This window comes from Propionivibrio sp. (assembly GCF_041441355.1).
Lineage (GTDB): Bacteria > Pseudomonadota > Gammaproteobacteria > Burkholderiales > Rhodocyclaceae > Propionivibrio.
The window spans coordinates 24,195-41,117 of sequence record NZ_JASDTF010000037.1; the positions used below are offsets into that span (position 1 = coordinate 24,195).

The following is a 16,923-nucleotide window of genomic DNA, read 5'->3' on the forward strand; positions in this document are numbered from 1 at the left end:
CCGCGATGCCCGCTGGCACGGAATCGGCCCCTCAAGAAGGCGCCGGACTGACTGAGTCAGCCGGCGCCGTTCAGTACGACAACGACGATCCCGCCTACCGGGTTTTCGTCGATAGCCTTAGCTACCTCACCCGCTCCGAGATCGAGTCCGTCAAGGACGCATACCGTTTTGCCGACCGGGCCCACACCGGGCAGAAACGGCTGTCGGGCGAACCCTACATCACGCATCCGCTGGCTGTCGCCGGGGCGCTGGCCGAATGGCGGATGGATGCCACCGCCATCGTCGCTGCGCTCCTGCACGACGTGATGGAGGATACCGCGGTCACCAAGCTGGAGATCGCCGAGCGTTTCGGACGCGAAGTCGCCGACCTCGTCGATGGCCTCTCCAAGCTCGACCGCATCGAATTCCAGTCATACCAGGACGCGCAGGCGGAGAACTTCCGCAAGATGTTGATGGCGATGGCCAGCGACCTGCGCATCATCCTGATCAAGCTCGCCGATCGCCGGCACAACCTCGAGACGATGGCTGCCGTCCGCCAGGAAAAGCGGCGGCGCATCGCGCACGAGACGCTGGAGATCTACGCGCCGATCGCCACCCGCCTCGGCCTGAACAATTTTTCGCGCCAGCTGCAGGACCTGTCGTTCAAGCTTATCCATCCGCGCCGCTTTTCCGTGCTCAGCAAGGCGCTCAAGGCGGTGCGCGGCAACCGGCGCGAACTGCTGGGCAAGATCCTCGACGGCATCCGCAGCAAGCTGGCCGAAGAGCGCATCGAGGCCGGCGTTTTCGGGCGTGAGAAGAGCCTTTATTCGATCTATCACAAGATGGTCGACAAGCACCTGTCGTTCTCGCAGGTGCTCGACATCTACGGCTTCCGGGTCATCGTCAAGGACGTGGCGACCTGTTACCTCGCGCTCGGTGCGCTGCACGAGCGCTTCAAGCCGGTGCCCGGCAAGTTCAAGGATTACATCGCGATCCCGAAGAACAACGGCTACCAGTCGCTGCACACCACGCTGATCGGCCCCTACGGCACGCCGATCGAGATCCAGATCCGTACTCAGGCCATGCACCATCTGGCCGAGGAAGGCATCGCCTCGCACTGGTTGTACAAAGACAGCGAGGAGAGCGGCGCCGACCTGCAGAACAAGATGCACCTCTGGTTGCAGTCGCTGCTCGAACTGCAGAGCGCGACCGGTGATTCGTCCGAGTTCCTCGAGCACGTCAAGGTCGATCTCTTCCCAGACGAAGTCTATGTGTTCACGCCCAAGGGCAAGATTCTCGCCCTGCCGCGCGGCGCGACGGCGGTCGATTTCGCCTACGCGGTGCATACCGACATCGGTCACCGTTGCGTGGCGGCGCGCATCGACCATGAGTTGATCCCGCTCTCGGCGGCCCTGGCCAACGGCAATCAGGTCGAGATCATCACCGCGCCGCACGCCAACCCGAATCCGGCCTGGCTGTCCTTCGTCAAGACCAGCCGCGCGCGGACCAAGATTCGCCAGTACCTGCGTGCCTTACAGCAAGACGGTTCGAGCGCGCTCGGCGAGAGCATGCTCAACCAGGAGTTGCGGGCGCTGGGGGTGGTGCCGGCCGAGATCCCGGGTTCGGTCTGGGAGCAGGCGATCCGCGAGACGGACAAGAAAAGCCGCCGCGACCTCTACGCCGACATCGGGCTCGGGCACATCCTGGCCGCGGTGTTCGCGCAGCGCCTGGTGGCGCACGACGAAGTGCACCAGGCCGCGGGAGCCGACAGCGCCGGCGGCGCGCCGCTCGTCATTCGTGGCAGCGAGGGCGTGGCGGTGCAGTTCGCCACCTGTTGCCGACCGATTCCCGGCGATCCGATCGTCGGCCACCTGCGCAAGGATCAAGGCCTGCGCATCCATACCGAAAACTGCCGTGCCGCCAGCCGTTCGCGCAGCACCGAGCCGCAGAACTGGATTCGCGTCGAATGGGCGCCGGACCCCGGGCAACTCTTCGACGTGCGCATCAAGGTGGTGGCCAAGAACATGCGCGGCGTCCTCGGTCGCGTCGCCACCGGCATCGCTCAGGCGGGCATCAACATCGAATTCGTCAGCATGGAGAACAAGCGCCAGGGCTATTTTGCCGACCTGCACTTCCTTGTTCAGGTAGGGAGCCGGCAGCACCTTGCGTCGCTGATGCGCGCCCTGCGTCGGGTTCCCGATGTCATCCGTATCTCACGTGAACAGGAGTTGCTTTGAAGGTCTTGATTCTCGGCGCCGGGGTGGTCGGCGTCAGCAGTGCGTGGTACTTGGCCAAGGCCGGTCACGAAGTGACCGTGATCGAGCGCCAGTCCGCCGCGGGCCTGGAGACGAGCTTCGCCAACGGCGGGCAGATTTCCGTCTCGCATGCCGAGCCGTGGTCGAACCCGCACGCGCCTGCCCGGGCGCTGGCCTGGATGGGGCGCGAGGACGCACCGCTGCTCTTCCGCCTGCGCTGGGACCCCGCCCTCTTTGACTGGAGCTGGCGCTTCCTGCGCGAGTGCACGCCCGGCCGCACGCGCGAGAACATCCGCGACATCGTCGCCCTCGCCCTCTACAGCCGCGACCGCCTGAAGGCGCTGCGTGAAGAGATCGGCATCGAATACGACCACCTCGAGCGCGGCATCCTGCACGTCTATACCGACCCGAAAGAATTTGCCGCCTCGATCGAGGCTTCCAAGGTGCTGCGCGAATTCGGCTGCGACCGGCGCACGGTCGACGCCGACGAATGCGTGGCGATCGAACCCGCGCTGCGCGCGACGCGGCCGATCCTGGTCGGCGGCGACTACACGCCGCTCGACGAATCGGGCGATGCCATGAGCTTCAGCCAGAACCTTGCCGCACGTTGCCAGGAGCTCGGGGTGAGCTTCCGCTACGGGCTCGAGGTCGAACGCCTGCTCGACGAGAGCGGTAAGGTCTCCGGGGTGCGCGTGCGCACGTCCGAAGGAGCCCACGAGGTGCTGCGCGCCGACGCCTACGTCGCCGCGCTTGGCAGCTACACCCCGCGCTACGTCAAATCGCTGGGCGTCCACCTGCCGGTCTATCCGGCCAAGGGCTACTCGGCGACGATCCCCCTCGGCGAGGACAGCGTCGCGCCCAGCGTGGCGATGACCGACGACGGGCACAAGCTGGTCTTCTCCCGCCTCGGACAGCGTCTGCGCGTCGCCGGAACGGCCGAGTTCAACGGCTACAACACCGAACTCAACGACATCCGCTGCCAGGCGCTGATTACCCGCACGCACCAGCTCTTCCCCGAGTTGCGGCCGGCCGGTGATCCGGTTTTCTGGTGCGGCCTGAGGCCCTCGACGCCGTCCAACGTGCCTTTCGTCGGTCGCAGCCGCGTTTCCAACCTCTACCTCAACACCGGGCACGGCACGCTCGGATGGACGATGGCCTGCGGCGCTGGCAGCGCGCTCGCCGACATCGTCGATGGGCGCGAACCGCCGGTGCGCCTGCGCGCCATGTAGCCTCTTCCGTACCGGTCCGCGCGCATGCTGATCGACACCCATTGCCATCTCGACGCCGCCGAATTCGCGGTCGACCGGCGGGCGGTGATCGAGGCGGCGAGCGCGGCCGGGGTCGATGCTTTTATCGTTCCGGCCGTTTCCTTGGCCTCCTGCGCCGACGTGCGCGCGTTGGCCACTGCTTGGCCTGCCTGCTGGCCGGCCTACGGCCTGCATCCGCTCTACCTCGACGACTTGCCGGTGGATGCGACGAGCCGGCTGCGCGACTTCATCGCAGCCGAAATGGCCGGCCCGCGGCCGCCAGTGGCGATCGGCGAAACCGGCCTCGACCATTACCTGCCCGGCTACGACGCCGGTCGCCAGCAAGCCTTTTTCCTCGCCCAATTGCGCTTGGCGCGCGAATTCGACCTGCCGGTGATCGTGCACGTCCGGCGCGCCGTCGACGACGTGCTCGCCTGTCTGCGCCGCGTGCGCGTGCGCGGTGGCATTGCGCATGCCTTCAACGGCAGCCGGCAACAGGCCGAACAGTTCATCGGGCTCGGTTTCAAGCTGGGCTTCGGAGGGGCGATGACCTATTCTGGTTCTACCCGCATCCGCCGGCTGGCGGCTGAATTGCCCTTGTCCGCACTGGTCCTTGAAACCGATGCGCCGGACATTCCGCCGTCCTGGTGTCCGGGAGGGCGTTGTGAACCGGTTTTTCTGGCGCGTTATGCCGAAGAACTGGCGGCCTTGCGTGGTGTCGACGTTGCCACGGTGCGTTCGGTGACGTCACGCAATGTTGTCGACGTGCTGTCGGTCGCGGGATGATTCTTGTTCGTGGGTAAATGCACGCAAGTGCCCGAGACTTTTGAATTTTTTTTTCTATAAAAACTCTTTGGACGGGAGGGTGAGTGGGGCTAGAACCCTGTATTGGCGGCACTTTGAGCCGTGTCGGTCGGCCAAAAGTTGTAGTCAATTCAAAAAATAAGGATAATGATCTGTGGTTAGCATCGAGCCCGGCGCGGACGACAACCCGCGCTGGAGTTTAGGTAATGCGCTGGTCGTAGTTGAATTCGCGTAAAGCGAGAAAGGATTGGGCGTGGAAATTTACAAAGCAGACGTAGTCATCGTGGGGGGAGGCGGAGGCGGCTTGCGTGCGGCGATCGCCGTGGCCGAGGCGGATCCTTCGCTGAAGATCGCACTGGTCTCGAAGGTTTATCCGATGCGCAGCCACACCGTGGCTGCCGAGGGCGGCGCCGCAGGCGTCAAGAAGCCCACGGATAGCCTGGAGTACCACTTTCATGACACGGTCGGCGGCGGAGACTGGCTCTGCGAGCAGGACGTCGTCGAATACTTCGTCGAGCAGGCCCCGAAGGAGCTGACCCAGCTCGAGCACTGGGGCTGTCCGTGGAGCCGTACCGCGGACGGGCACGTTAACGTGCGCGCCTTCGGCGGCATGAAGATCGAGCGGACCTGGTTCGCGGCCGACAAGACCGGCTTCCACATTCTCCACACCCTGTTCCAGACCTCGATCAAGTACCCGTCGATCAAGCGTTTCGACGAGCACTTCTGCGTCGACATCCTCGAAGAGGACGGCAGCGCCCAGGGCGTGGTGACCATCGAGATGGGCACCGGCAAGTTCCACATGATCGAAGCCAAGTCGGTGATCATCGCCACCGGCGGCGCCGGCCGCGTCTTCCGCGAAAGCACGCTGGGCGGCATCGTCACCGGCGACGGCATGGCCCTGGCCTTCCGCCACGGCGTCGCGCTGCGCGACATGGAATTCGTCCAGTACCACCCGACCTGCATGCCGATCACCGGCCTACTGTTTACCGAGGCCTGCCGCGGCGAAGGCGGCTACCTCGTGAACAAGGACGGCTACCGCTACCTGCAGGACTACGGCCTCGGCCCGCTGGGCGACAAGCCGAAGAACAAGTACATGGAACTCGGTCCGCGCGACCGCCTGAGCCAGGCCTTCTGGTACGAACAGCAGAAGGGCCGCACCATCGAGCACCCGGTCATGGGTTCGGTCGTGCACCTCGACCTGCGTCACCTCGGCGAAGCCTATCTGCGCGAGCGCCTGCCGCTGATCTATGAAATGGCCGAGACCTTCATGGGCATCGATCCGGCCAAGGAACCGATCCCGGTGCGTGCCGGCGTGCACTACACGATGGGCGGCATCCGGGTTAACGGCAAGTGCGAAGCTTCGATGCCGGGCCTCTACGCCGTCGGCGAATGCTCGAGCGTTGGCATCCACGGCGCGAACCGTCTGGGTTCGAACTCGCTGACCGAACTCCTGGTCTTCGGCAAGATGGCCGGTGTCCAGGCCGCCGAGCGTGCCAAGAACGTTGCGCCCGGCAATTCGGCCAGCCTGCTCAAACAGGCGCAGGCGGTCGAAGAGCGCATCACCGCGCTCAAGACCAAGACCGGCGGCACCGAGCGCATCGCCACGATCCGCAAGGAAATGACCAAGACCATGGAAGACGGCTGCGGCATCTACCGTCTGCATGACACGATGCAGGCGACCTGCGACAAGCTGGGCGAACTGCGCGAGCGCTTCAAGAACATCTGCATCGACGACAAGTCGAGCGTGTGGAACACCGACTGGCTCATGGCCATCGAGCTCGACTACCAGCTCGACGTGGCCCAGGCGATGGCCCACTCGGCGGTCAACCGCAAGGAATCGCGCGGTGCGCACCAGCGTCTGGATGGCCCGGACGGTGCTTACACCCAGCGTGACGACGTCAACTTTCTCAAGCACTCGGACGCCTTTTACGTGCCGGGCGCCGCGCCGCGCATCACCTACGGCGACGTGAAGATCACCAAATCTCCCCCGGCGGCTCGCGTCTATGGCGCCGCGGGTGAAAAGGCCGATCAGGAAAGGAAATAATCCCATGTCCGATACCCAGAAAATCATCGAAATCGAGGTGCTCCGCTACAACCCGGAGACCGATCAGGCGCCCCACGCCGAGGTGTATAAGGTTCCGTTCACCGACGACATGTCGGTGCTGCAGGGCGTCCAGTACATCAAGGACAACTTCGACGGCTCGCTGACCTTCCGCTGGTCGTGCCGGATGGCCATCTGCGGCAGCTGCGGGATGATGATCAACGGCATTCCGAAGCTCTCCTGCGAGACCTTCCTGCGTGATTACTACCCGAACCGCATCAGCGTTGAAGCGCTCGCCCACTTCCCGATCGAGAAGGACCTGGTGACCGACCTCTCCGGCTTCATCGAGAAGCTCGAGAGCATCCAGCCCTACATCATCCCGAAGGAGCCGCGCACCATCGAGCAGGGCGAGTACATCCAGTCGCCGGCGCAGTTCAACGAGTACATGCAGTTCACCTCGTGCATCAACTGCACGCTGTGCTACGCCGCGTGTCCGCAGTTCGGCCTCAACCCGGACTTCATCGGTCCGGCCGCGATGGCCCTGCTGCACCGCTACAACATGGACTCGCGCGACGGCGGTCAGGCGCAGCGCATGGAGCTGGTGGCGTCGGAAGAAGGCGTCTTCAACTGCAGCGCCGTCGGCTACTGCTCGGAAGTCTGTCCGAAGCATGTTGATCCGGGTAACGCGGTCAACATCAACAAGATCAACGCAGCGAAGGACTACTTCCTGCGCTTCCTGAAGGGAGGTGCCAAGTGAGCAAGCGTAAGCCTTATGTCCGTCCGATGGAGGGGTGGTGGAAGAAGAACCCCTACTTCGTCGAATACATGGTGCATGAAAGCACGGCCCTGTTCGTCGCCGCCTATGCGCTGACCCTGCTCGTCGGCCTGGTCCGCCTGAGCCAGGGCGAAGCGGCCTGGAACGGCTGGCTCGACGCCATGAAGAGCCCGCTGGCGGTGGTTTTCCACCTGGCCCTGCTGGTGGCGATCGCCTATCACGCCTTCACCTGGTTCAAGCTCTTCCCGCTGACCATGCCGCCCGTCGTCGTCGGCGGCAAGAAGGTGGCGCCCGACGTGATCGTGCGCAGTGGTTTCACCGCCGCCATCGTCTGTGCGGTCGGCCTGCTGGCCGTGGTTTGGAGGATTGCAGCATGAAGACTCGTAAGCGTTCCAATGCGCCGATTTTCTGGGGCATGTTCGGTGCCGGCGGCATGCTCGCCGCGCTCTTCGGGCCGATGCTGGTGTTCATCACCGGCCTCGCCGTTCCGCTGGGGCTGCTGCTTCCGAGCGGGGCGATGAGCTATCCGAAGATGCTGGCGTTTGCCCAGAACTTCATCGGCAAGGGCTTTATCTTCGTGGTCATCTCGCTGTTCCTCTGGCATGCCGCGCACCGCATCTTCCACTCGCTGCACGAAGTGGGGATTCACGGCGGCGTTGGCGCCAAGCTGCTGACCTATGGCGTGGCCTTTGCCGCGACGGTGATCTCGGGCGGGCTCTTGCTCGGCCTCGGGTTCTGATCCATCACACGCCAACCAACGGTTCGATCATCAACATGTAAGGGAAATACTATGCCAGTCCGTATCGAAAGCGATTTTCTCGGTGAACGGGAGATCCCAAACGACGTCTATTACGGCGTTCAGACCCTGCGGGGAATCGAAAACTTCAAGATCACGGGCTTGCCGGTTTCCCTTGAACCGTTCTTTGTCCAGGCCTTCGGTTATGTGAAGAAGGCCGCAGCACTGGCCAACCGGGACCTTGGGGTGCTCGACCCCAAGGTCGCCGAGGCCATCGTGCAAGCCTGCGATCGCCTGATCGCCGGTGAATTCCTCGATCAGTTCCCGTCCGACATGATTCAGGGCGGCGCGGGGACGACGACCAACATGAACGCCAACGAGGTGATCGCGAACATCGCGCTCGAAGCCTTGGGGCACAAGAAGGGCGAGTACCAGTACGTGAGTCCGAACGACCACGTGAACTGCTCGCAATCGACCAACGACGCCTACCCGACCGCCTTCCGCATCGCCCTGATCAAGCGTCTGGAAAGCTACAGCAAGGCCCTGGCAGCGCTGCGCGACGCCTTCGGCGCGAAGGGCGAAGAGTTTGCTTCCGTGCTCAAGATGGGGCGCACCCACCTGCAGGATGCGGTACCGATGTCGATGGGCGACGAGTTCCACGGTTTCGCCACCAACCTCGATGAAGAGCTGGCGCGGATCGAGGATTCGAAGCACCTGCTGGCGGAAGTGAACATGGGCGCCACGGCGATCGGCACCTCGGTCAATGCGCCTCCCGGGTATCCGGAGCTGGTGGTCAAGTACCTGTGCGAAGTCACCGGCCTCGAACTCAAGCTGGCCACCGACCTCGTCGAGGCGACCTCGGACACCGGCGCTTACGTCCAGCTTTCGGGCGTCATCAAGCGCACCGCGGTCAAGCTCTCGAAGATCTGTAACGACCTGCGCCTCCTGGCCTCCGGCCCGCGCGCCGGCTTCAACGAAATCAACCTGCCGCAGCTGCAGCCGGGTTCGTCGATCATGCCGGGCAAGGTCAATCCGGTGATTCCGGAAGTCGTGAACCAGTCCGCCTTCTTCGTCATCGGCATGGACCTGACGGTGACGCTGGCCGCCTCGGCCGGCCAGCTCCAGCTCAACGTCATGGAGCCGGTGCTCGGCTACGCCCTCTTCTCGTCGATCAAGACGATGGAGAACGCGGTCATCGCCCTGCGCGAGAAGTGCGTGCTGGGCATCACCGCCAACACCGAGCGCACCCGCGACATGGTGCTCGGCAGCCTGGGCATCGTCACCCAGCTCAACCCGATCCTCGGCTACAAGATGTGCTCGAAGATCGCGCGCGAAGGCTACGAGCAGAACAAGTCGATCCACCAGATCGTGGTGCAGGAGAAAAAACTGCTCACGCAAGAGAAGTGGGACGAAGTGTTCACGCTGGAAAACCTCATCAACCCGACCTTCATCCGTTGATCGGGGTTTCCCGCATCGGCTCCGCCTAACCGGGGCCGAAAAAAACCGCGCCGAAAATGCGCGGTTTTTTTTCGCCGGTGAATCGGCCGCTGAACACCTGTGCTTGGGGAGGACGAGGACGCGCCAGAAAATCGTCTCGGCGTTACTGCGGACGAACCCCGCGACGAGTGAGATCGAGGTAGCGTTTCTTGTCTTCCGCGTACTTGGTGCGGACGATCTCGAGTTCCTTTTTCTTCGCCTCGATGATCGATTCCTGCGCCTGAATCTCGCCGTTGGCGTCGTTCAGCCCTTTCTGGATGTCGGGCGGCATCGGTTTCTTCTTGTAGAACTCGGCCTCATTCTCGAAGCGTTTGCGCTGCTGGCGAATCTCGGCGATCTTGGTTTCGGCGGCCTGGATCGATTTCTGGACGTCTTCTTCGGCACGGGCGCGCATCGCGTCGATGTCGCGTTCGCTGCCGTAGGTGTTGAGCAGCGCCTGGTCCTTGCGCTGTTGTTCCTTGCGGACGATTTCTTCCTGGCGGCGCTTCTCGTCGTCCGCGGCGCGCTGGACGCGCTGTTCCGGGGTCAGCGGCGCCTCGACCTGGCGCACGGTGCGCGCGCCGTCGCCGATTTCGCGGTATGCCCGCCCGTAACAGGCTTGCGGCAGGATGTCGCCGCAGACCTGCTTGCCGTTACTGTCGTTGCAGCAATAGAGCAGGCCACTGCCGCCGCCGGCGGGGGGCGCCGCCGGGGCGGCGGGCGCGAACGTAATGAAGGCGCTGGCCAGCAGGCTAGCGGCCGTGCGCCTGAAGCGAGAGGGGCGAGCGTTAGCCGGCCCGGGCAACGCCATACTCCTGCCGGTAGCGGGCCACCGCCGTCGCGTAGTCCTTGAAGTCGGGGCGGTCGGTGAGGAAGGTCATCAAGTCGTCGAGCGAGGCGACGGCAATGACCGGCAGGCCGTAGTCGCGGCCGACTTCCTGCACCGCCGACAGTTGGCCCTGGCCGCGTTCCATCCGGTCGAGGGCGATGACCACGCCGCAGGGCGTGGCGCCTGCCTGGCGGATCAGCTCGACCGATTCGCGCACCGAGGTGCCGGCCGAGATCACGTCGTCGATGATCAACACCCGTCCGGCAAGCGGCGAGCCGATGATTGTGCCGCCTTCGCCGTGGTCCTTGGCTTCCTTGCGGTTGAAGGCGAAGGGCAGGTTGTGGCCGGCGCGGGCGAGCGCCAGCGCGGTCACCGAGACCAGCGGGATGCCTTTGTAGGCGGGGCCGTAGAGCAGGTCGATGTCGAGGCCGCTGGCCAGGATGGCCTGGGCGTAGAACTGGGAGAGCCGGTCAAGGGCGGCACCGTCGTTGAACAGGCCGGCATTGAAAAAATAAGGCGACAAGCGGCCGGCCTTGGTCTTGAATTCGCCAAAGCGCAGAACGTTCTGTTCGAGCGCGAAGGCGATGAAATCCTGACGAAAATCCATCAAATCCTCACGAAACGCCAATTCGGCATGCAGGGCGTAATGTTACGCAGCCCGCTATGAAAGCTCAATGGAGCCACAGCGGCGGGGGCGCGGAAGGATGATTCATAGCGCATCATAGTCTACGCAGAGCGGGGCATGGTCGCTGAAGCGGACGCCTTTGTAGACCTCGGCGCTGCGGGCGACTCCGGCGAGCCCCGGCGTGGCGATCTGGTAGTCGATGCGCCAACCGACGTTCTTGGCATACGCCTGGCCGCGGTTGCTCCACCAGGTGTAGGCGGTTTCGCCGGCATCGGGATAGAGCCGGCGATAGACATCGACCCAGCCTTGCGCGTCGAAAACCCGGCTCAGCCAGGCGCGCTCCTCGGGCAGGAAGCCCGAGTTCTTCTGGTTGCTCTTCCAGTTCTTGAGGTCGATCTCGCGGTGGGCGATGTTCCAGTCGCCGCACAGGACGACCTCGCGGCCTTCCTGGCGCAAGGCGTCGAGTACCGGGAAGAAGGCGTCGAGGAAGGCGAACTTGGCCGTCTGCCGCTCGGGCGAGGACGACCCCGAGGGCACGTAAACCGAGATCACCGTGAGCGGGCCGAAATCGGCGCGCAGGTAGCGTCCTTCGGCGTCGAAGTCCGGGTGCCCGATGCCGGCGACGACGCGGTCGGGCGCGCGACGCGAGTAGATGCCGACGCCGGAATACCCCTTCTTTTCGGCGTAGTGGAAATGCGCGTGGTAGCCCGGAGGCTGGCGCATGGCTTCGCGCAGGTCGCCTTCCTGGGCCTTGAGTTCCTGAACGCAGACGATGTCGGGCGAAGTCTCGTCCAGCCAGATGAAGAAGCCCTTGTCGTGGGCGGAGCGGATGCCGTTGAGATTGGCCGAGACGATGCGCAGCATGCTGATCCTGTGTTGTCGCGGGGTGCCGCGCGAGGGTATCACAGCGGCTGGCGCCATGCCTGGAAAAAAGGCAGGGCCGGCGGCCCTGCCTTGGGGAGATGCGGCGCGGGAACCCGGGTTCCCGCGCTTGGGCTTTAACCGTGCTGGCGCAGCAAGTCGCCGACCAGCCGGGCGATCATCGCCAGCGAAACCGCGCCGGCATCGGGGTGACCGAGGCTGCGTTGGGTGTGCGAGCGGGCCCGGCCGAGCTTCGGCGTCAGTTGCGCGGTGGCTTCGGCGGCGACCGTCGCCGCCTGCGCCGCGGTCTGCCAGGCTGCGGTCAGCTCCTGGCCGCGCGAGACTTCGTCGCGCAAGCTGCGGGCGAAGGGATCGAGCGCATCCACCAGGGTCTTGTCGCCGGGCTGGGCACGGCCGAGGCGGACGATGGCTTCGAGCGCGGCGATCGCGCCTTCAGCGACCGTGGTGGCGGTGACCGGTGCCTGATCGCTGAAGCAGCCGCTCCAGGTGCGCAGCGCGAGGCCCCAGAGGGCGCCCGACGTGCCGCCGGCGCGGTCGCCCCAGGCGTCGCCCGCCACGGCGAGGACGCTGGCGGCGCCGGCACCTGCGGCGACAGCCTTGGCCGCCGCTTCGGCGGCCGCGGCCGAACCGCGGGTCATGCCCTGGCCGTGGTCGCCGTCGCCAGCGCGGGCGTCGATGCGGCCGAGTTCGTCTTCGGCCTCGCGCAGCGTCGCGGCCGTCGCGGCGAGCAACTCGGCGATGCAGCGGCCGTTGGCGCGCGAGGCTTCGCTGGCCGGCGGGAAGTCGGTCTTCTCGGGCAACTCTTCGCACAGCGCGATCGCCGGTTCGGTCGGGATGATCGCGCCGCGACGCAGCACCGGCGTGTCGCAGGGCGCGCACCAGAAGCGCTCAAGTTCATCGTCGAGCCAGGTCAGGGTCAGCGAGCAGCCGGCCATGTCGAGGCTGGTGACGAATTCGCCGACTTCGGGCATCACCGCGCTCAGGCCGGCGGCCTTGAGTTCGGCTTCGATGCCGGTCCACAGAACGAACAATTCCTCGTACTTGCTACAGCCCAGGCCGTTGAGCACGACGGCGACACGGCCGCCGCAGTCGGCCGGGCGCTCGCTGAGCAGGCGCCCGACCAGCAGGCGGGCGAGTTCGTCGGCCGGGACGATGTCGGTTTCGTCGATCCCGGGTTCGCCGTGAATGCCGAGGCCGACGCCCATGCGGCCCTTGGGCACGGTGAACAGGGGTTCGTTGGCGCCCGGCAGGGTGCAGCCGCTGAAGGCGACGCCGAAGGAGACGGTGCGGGCGTTGGCCTTGCGCGCGATGCGCTCGACCTGATCGAGGTCGAGGCCGGCTTCAGCGGCGGCGCCGACGATCTTGAACACGCTGAGGTCGCCGGCCACGCCCCGGCGCTTGGCCGGCTGGTCGGCCGGGGCGCTGGCCACGTCGTCGGTGACGTGCAGGATGCGCACGTCGATGCCTTCCGAGGTGAGGCGTTCGCCGGCCAGGCCGAAGTTCATCACGTCGCCGGCATAGTTGCCGAAGCCGAGAAGGATGCCGCCGCCACGATGCGCCATGCGGCAGACGTGGGCGACACCGTGCGCAGACGGCGAGGCGAAGACGTCGCCAGCGACCGCGGCGTCGGCAAGGCCCGGGCCGACGAAGCCGGCGAAGGCCGGGTAGTGGCCAGAGCCGCCGCCGACGACGACGGCGACCTTGCCTTCGGGTGTGGCGGTCGAGCGCACGACGCCGCTGCGCACCGGGCGGACGTGACGGGCATAGATCGAGCTGAAGCCGGCGAGCGCGGTGGTCGCGAAGTCTTCCGGCTGGTTTTGAATGCAAGTCATGATGGATTCCTCAGCTTAGCGTGGCAGGATGCTTCTCAGGTATTCGCGGTTCTGGGCGCTGATGCTCAGGCCGTCGCCGCCGTAGTGTTCGCACAGGAAGGCGCTCTTGAATCCGAGTTCGATCGCCTTGCGGATGGCGTAGCGGTAGTTGATCAGGCCGCTGGACAGGGGCGCCGGATAGGTCATGTAGGCGTTCTGCGCCGAATCCTCGATGCGGATGTAATTCTTGACGTGCCAGTACTTGGCGTAGGGGATGGTCTTGTCGACCATCGCCTGCCAGTGTTCGACCGGGCGGTGCAGGCGGATCAGGTTGCCGAGGTCGGCGTTGAGGCCGACGTTGGGCAGATCGACGTCGGTGACGAAGCGCACCGCGCCGTCGGCGGTGCCGATGTAGGTGTCCTCGTACATTTCGAGCGCCAGTTCGATGCCCAGCTCGGCGGCGTGCTTCCCGAGTTCGCGGGTGCGTTCGACGGCCAGGGCATAGACCGCCGGGTCGTCCGGGTTGCGCACGCCGTCGACCGTCCAGAACCACAGCGCGGCTTTCTGCGCCGCGGTGAGCGGGCCGAACAGGCCGAAGGAGACGGCCTGGGCGCCGATCTCGGCGGCGGTGTCGATGACCCGGTGGCCGTATTCGAGGTAGGCCGCGCCATGCACCGGATCGATCACGCTGCGCCGCGAGGTCGAAATCGCCGGAATGGTGAGGCCGAGCGCGTGGACGAGCTGCAGGAATTCCGCGCGCCGGCTCGGCGGCAGGTCGGCAAGGCGCAGCCAGCTGTCGGTCGGGTCGAGTTCGGTGAAGCCGGCGTGCACCACGTCGCTCAGCGTTTCCGCCCAGCCTTCGACCGACTGGTCCTGCACCGAGCTGCCGTCGGGGAGGATGTTCGGGTACTGGATCATCGCCGCGGCGATGGGCCAGGTCTCGTTGTTCCAGGGCGTCTCGTTCATGCCGTGTTCTCCTTGTGGGGCGCTAGGCTTGCGCCGCCTTGCGCAGAGCGGCGGCGTGCACCAGCTTGACGATGCGGGCGTAGCCTTCCGGCGTCCAGGCGGCGCGGCCGACGAAGAGGCCGTCGACGTCGGGCAGCGCGATCAGGGCCGCGCCGTTGTCGGCATTGACCGCCCCGCCGTAGATGATCCGGGTCCGGTCGGCGACGTCCTTGCCGCAGCGGTGGCGGATGATTTCGCGCAGGGCGCGGTGGCGCGCGGCCACGTACTCCGGCGTCGCCGCCTCGCTGCCGCCGATCGCCCAGCGCGGCTCGTAGGCCAGGACGACTTCCGGCACCCGTTCGTCGGGAACGTCGGCGATGGAAGTGAGTACCTGCTCGGCGAGCACGGCGTCGGTTCGGCCCTGGAGCTTGTCGAGCGCGGTTTCACCGAGGCAGACGATGGGCGTGAGGCCCGCCTGCATGGCGCGCGTCACCTTGCGCCGAACCTGGGGATAACTCTCGCCGAAGTGCTGCAGGCGCTCGGAGTGCGCCAGTTCGACGTAGCGGCAGCCGGCCTCGACCAGCATCTCGGCCGAGATTTCGCCTGTCCAGGCGCCGTTTTCGGCCCAATGCATGTTTTGTCCGCCGATCGCCACCGGGGTGTCGGCAAAGGCTTCGGTCGCCGCGTGCAGGGTGGTGAACGGGGGGAGGACGAAGAGGTCGAGCCCTTCAAGCTCGACGGCGGCGAGTTCCGTCTTCAGGCCCGCCGCGTAGGCGCGCGCGGCGGCGGCGCCGAGGTTCATTTTCCAGCCGGTTCCGGCAATCAGTCTGCGCATCTTGGATCTGCAAAGAAAAAGTTCAGGAAATCAGGGGTGATATTTGGCGTCCAGCGCCTCGATGGCGAGCACGTTGTCGGCCGACGAGCCGGCCGGGTCGAATTCGGCGGCCAGCCAGGCGTCGACGATGGTCTTGGCCAGTTCGCTGCCGACGACGCGGGCACCGAGGGTGATGATGTGGGCGTTGTTGCTCTTCGCGGCGCGCTCGGCCGAGTAAGGATCGTGGGTCTGCGCGGCGCGGATGCCGGGCACCTTGTTGGCGGACATCGCGACGCCGATGCCGGTGCCGCAGATCAGGATGCCGCGGTCGTATTCACCGGAACGGACGGCCAGAGCGACGCGTTCGGCGAGGTTGGCGTAAAACTCTTTGGTGCCGTCCGGTGCCTGGCTCAGGTCGCAGACTTCGAGCCCGGCGCGGGTCCGCAGGTGGGGAAGCAGGGTGGCGACCAACGGCAGGCCGGCGCTGTCTCCGGCGATGGCAAGTTTCATGGGAAAGCCCTTTCAAAAAAACGAGTGTTCATTTCTGCAGGAAAGTGTAATACATTTGTATTTCAGCAACAACAATTGTATCTGCGCTGTGTTTTCGCGCGGAATGCGCGGCGGAGAAGCGGGCACTCCGGGAGTAGAATGCGCGCGCCAGCGCTGACGTTACCAATGCTGATCACGGGGGGCGGATGAACGAGAACGAGGTGAATGAAAGCGGCGTCGACGAGGGCGCTGGATTGGGCGCACAGCACCTGCGGGCACGCATTGCGTGGTACTACTACATCGCCGGGCTGACTCAGCAGGAAATCTCGGAACGCCTCGGCATCGGGCGTGTTCGGGTCAACCGAATCGTCGGCCAGCTGCGCGCCGACGGCTCGGTGGTGGTCGACATTCGCCTGCCGCTCGTCGCCTGCGTCGAACTTGAGGAACGGCTCAAGAAAACCTTCGGCCTCAAGGCTGCGGTCGTGGTCCCGTCGGTGGCGGACGACGAACAGCAGCGGCGCATGCTCGGCGACGCCGCCGGTGCTCTGCTCGACGACCTGATCGCCGACGCCAAGTGCGTCTCGATCGGCTGGGGGCGGACCCTGAGCGCCAGCATCCGCCGCATGCGCGCGCGGCGTCTGCCGCACTGCGCCGTGGTGTCGCTGATGGGCGGGCTGACGCGCGGTTCGGAAACCAATACCTTCGAGGTGTCGACCGAGCTGGCCAAAACGCTCGGCGCCGAGTGCTACTACCTGACTGCGCCGGTTTACAGCCCGAGCCCCGAGAGCCGCGAAATCCTGCTCACCCATTCGGGTGTGCATGAAGTCATGGCCCGGGCGCGCGCTGCCGATCTGGCCATCGTCTCCTGCGGCGACCTCACCCCGCGCACCAAGCTGACGACGATTCGCAGTGTCCAGCAGCGGCTGCCCGAGCTGAGCCATTGCGGGGCGATCGGCGAAATCCTCGGCACCTTCATCGACGCCGCCGGGCAACCGGTGGACCACGAGCTCAACCGCAGTGTGATCGCCCTGCCGCCGAGCGACCTCAAGGCCGCGACCAACAGCCTGCTGGTTTCGGGCGGGCAGTACAAGGCTGAGGTGGTTTCCGCGGTGCTGGCCGCCCAGTACGTGAACGGCCTGGTGACCGACGAGGATGTGGCGAGGTTTGTGCTCGCCCGGCATGGGGGCTGAGCTTTTGCGGTGCCGCTGCCGGCTT

Annotated in this window: 16 protein-coding genes; 9 read left to right on the forward strand and 7 right to left on the reverse strand. The window is 65.5% G+C overall.

Annotated features, from left to right (window positions below; all coding sequences use genetic code 11):
* The first annotated feature begins 5 nt into the window (after positions 1–5).
* From QMB55_RS12485 to aspA, 8 genes are all read left to right on the forward strand, one after another.
* Positions 6–2,216 (forward strand): RelA/SpoT family protein, encoded by a 2,211-nt coding sequence (locus QMB55_RS12485; protein WP_497589041.1) that lies wholly within the window; start codon positions 6–8, stop codon positions 2,214–2,216.
* Positions 2,213–3,463 carry a D-amino acid dehydrogenase gene (locus tag QMB55_RS12490; protein ID WP_497589042.1) on the forward strand — a complete coding sequence of 417 codons (1,251 nt, stop codon included), beginning with the start codon at positions 2,213–2,215 and terminating at the stop codon, positions 3,461–3,463. Before QMB55_RS12485 ends, QMB55_RS12490 begins: the two co-directional genes overlap by 4 nt.
* Positions 3,464–3,487: 24 nt before the next feature.
* Positions 3,488–4,267, forward strand: a complete 780-nt coding sequence (locus QMB55_RS12495) for a TatD family hydrolase (RefSeq protein ID WP_497589043.1) — start codon at positions 3,488–3,490, stop codon at positions 4,265–4,267.
* A gap of 271 nt (positions 4,268–4,538) precedes the next feature.
* Positions 4,539–6,329: a fumarate reductase (quinol) flavoprotein subunit gene (frdA, locus tag QMB55_RS12500; protein WP_497589044.1), complete on the forward strand. Its 1,791-nt coding sequence runs from the start codon at positions 4,539–4,541 to the stop codon at positions 6,327–6,329.
* A gap of 4 nt (positions 6,330–6,333) precedes the next feature.
* Positions 6,334–7,083 carry a succinate dehydrogenase/fumarate reductase iron-sulfur subunit gene (locus QMB55_RS12505; RefSeq protein WP_497589045.1) on the forward strand — a complete coding sequence of 250 codons (750 nt, stop codon included), beginning with the start codon at positions 6,334–6,336 and terminating at the stop codon, positions 7,081–7,083.
* A complete protein-coding gene (locus QMB55_RS12510) occupies positions 7,080–7,478 on the forward strand; it encodes a fumarate reductase subunit C (protein ID WP_497589046.1) in 399 nt (132 codons plus the stop codon). The genes QMB55_RS12505 and QMB55_RS12510 overlap by 4 nt, the downstream gene beginning before the upstream one ends.
* On the forward strand, positions 7,475–7,840 hold the full coding sequence (gene frdD, locus QMB55_RS12515; RefSeq protein WP_497589047.1) for a fumarate reductase subunit FrdD: 366 nt from the start codon (positions 7,475–7,477) through the stop codon (positions 7,838–7,840). Before QMB55_RS12510 ends, frdD begins: the two co-directional genes overlap by 4 nt.
* A gap of 51 nt (positions 7,841–7,891) precedes the next feature.
* Entirely contained in the window at positions 7,892–9,295 is a 1,404-nt protein-coding gene (aspA, locus tag QMB55_RS12520; protein WP_497589048.1) for an aspartate ammonia-lyase, read from the forward strand.
* Between the two features lie 142 nt (positions 9,296–9,437).
* On the opposite strand, the gene QMB55_RS12525 is transcribed toward aspA, so the two are convergent.
* From QMB55_RS12525 to derI, 7 genes are all read right to left on the reverse strand, one after another.
* Positions 9,438–10,118, reverse strand: coding sequence for a hypothetical protein (locus tag QMB55_RS12525; RefSeq protein WP_497589049.1), 681 nt, complete (start codon positions 10,116–10,118; stop codon positions 9,438–9,440).
* Positions 10,102–10,749: an orotate phosphoribosyltransferase gene (gene pyrE / locus QMB55_RS12530; RefSeq protein WP_497589050.1), complete on the reverse strand. Its 648-nt coding sequence runs from the start codon at positions 10,747–10,749 to the stop codon at positions 10,102–10,104. Before pyrE ends, QMB55_RS12525 begins: the two co-directional genes overlap by 17 nt.
* Positions 10,750–10,851: 102 nt before the next feature.
* The gene (locus QMB55_RS12535) at positions 10,852–11,631 is read right to left on the reverse strand and encodes an exodeoxyribonuclease III (protein WP_497589051.1); all 780 of its coding nucleotides are present in this window, start codon (positions 11,629–11,631) and stop codon (positions 10,852–10,854) included.
* 134 nt (positions 11,632–11,765) lie between these two features.
* Positions 11,766–13,481 carry a dihydroxyacetone kinase family protein gene (locus QMB55_RS12540; protein ID WP_497589052.1) on the reverse strand — a complete coding sequence of 572 codons (1,716 nt, stop codon included), beginning with the start codon at positions 13,479–13,481 and terminating at the stop codon, positions 11,766–11,768.
* A 15-nt stretch (positions 13,482–13,496) separates the two neighbouring features.
* Complete coding sequence (locus QMB55_RS12545; RefSeq protein ID WP_497589054.1) at positions 13,497–14,426, reverse strand: sugar phosphate isomerase/epimerase family protein; 930 nt, start codon at positions 14,424–14,426, stop codon at positions 13,497–13,499.
* A 22-nt stretch (positions 14,427–14,448) separates the two neighbouring features.
* The gene (gene tpiA, locus QMB55_RS12550) at positions 14,449–15,240 is read right to left on the reverse strand and encodes a triose-phosphate isomerase (RefSeq protein ID WP_497589055.1); all 792 of its coding nucleotides are present in this window, start codon (positions 15,238–15,240) and stop codon (positions 14,449–14,451) included.
* Positions 15,241–15,270: 30 nt separating this feature from the next.
* Positions 15,271–15,729: a D-erythrulose-4-phosphate isomerase gene (gene derI / locus QMB55_RS12555; RefSeq protein WP_497589056.1), complete on the reverse strand. Its 459-nt coding sequence runs from the start codon at positions 15,727–15,729 to the stop codon at positions 15,271–15,273.
* Between the two features lie 185 nt (positions 15,730–15,914).
* Between derI and QMB55_RS12560 the strand changes: the two genes are divergently transcribed.
* Positions 15,915–16,898: a sugar-binding transcriptional regulator gene (locus QMB55_RS12560; RefSeq protein ID WP_497589057.1), complete on the forward strand. Its 984-nt coding sequence runs from the start codon at positions 15,915–15,917 to the stop codon at positions 16,896–16,898.
* Positions 16,899–16,923: the final 25 nt, after the last annotated feature.

Bases quoted from the DNA above. Each gene is read 5' to 3' on its own strand.
- pyrE (WP_497589050.1), bottom strand. From the start codon at position 10,749: ATGGATTTTCGTCAGGATTTCATCGCCTTCGCGCTCGAACAGAACGTT.
- QMB55_RS12545 (WP_497589054.1), bottom strand. From the start codon at position 14,426: ATGAACGAGACGCCCTGGAACAACGAGACCTGGCCCATCGCCGCGGCG.
- QMB55_RS12495 (WP_497589043.1), top strand. From the start codon at position 3,488: ATGCTGATCGACACCCATTGCCATCTCGACGCCGCCGAATTCGCGGTC.
- tpiA (WP_497589055.1), bottom strand. From the start codon at position 15,240: ATGCGCAGACTGATTGCCGGAACCGGCTGGAAAATGAACCTCGGCGCC.
- frdD (WP_497589047.1), top strand. From the start codon at position 7,475: ATGAAGACTCGTAAGCGTTCCAATGCGCCGATTTTCTGGGGCATGTTC.
- aspA (WP_497589048.1), top strand. From the start codon at position 7,892: ATGCCAGTCCGTATCGAAAGCGATTTTCTCGGTGAACGGGAGATCCCA.
- QMB55_RS12540 (WP_497589052.1), bottom strand. From the start codon at position 13,481: ATGACTTGCATTCAAAACCAGCCGGAAGACTTCGCGACCACCGCGCTC.
- QMB55_RS12560 (WP_497589057.1), top strand. From the start codon at position 15,915: ATGAACGAGAACGAGGTGAATGAAAGCGGCGTCGACGAGGGCGCTGGA.
- QMB55_RS12505 (WP_497589045.1), top strand. From the start codon at position 6,334: ATGTCCGATACCCAGAAAATCATCGAAATCGAGGTGCTCCGCTACAAC.
- derI (WP_497589056.1), bottom strand. From the start codon at position 15,729: ATGAAACTTGCCATCGCCGGAGACAGCGCCGGCCTGCCGTTGGTCGCC.
- QMB55_RS12485 (WP_497589041.1), top strand. From the start codon at position 6: ATGCCCGCTGGCACGGAATCGGCCCCTCAAGAAGGCGCCGGACTGACT.
- QMB55_RS12535 (WP_497589051.1), bottom strand. From the start codon at position 11,631: ATGCTGCGCATCGTCTCGGCCAATCTCAACGGCATCCGCTCCGCCCAC.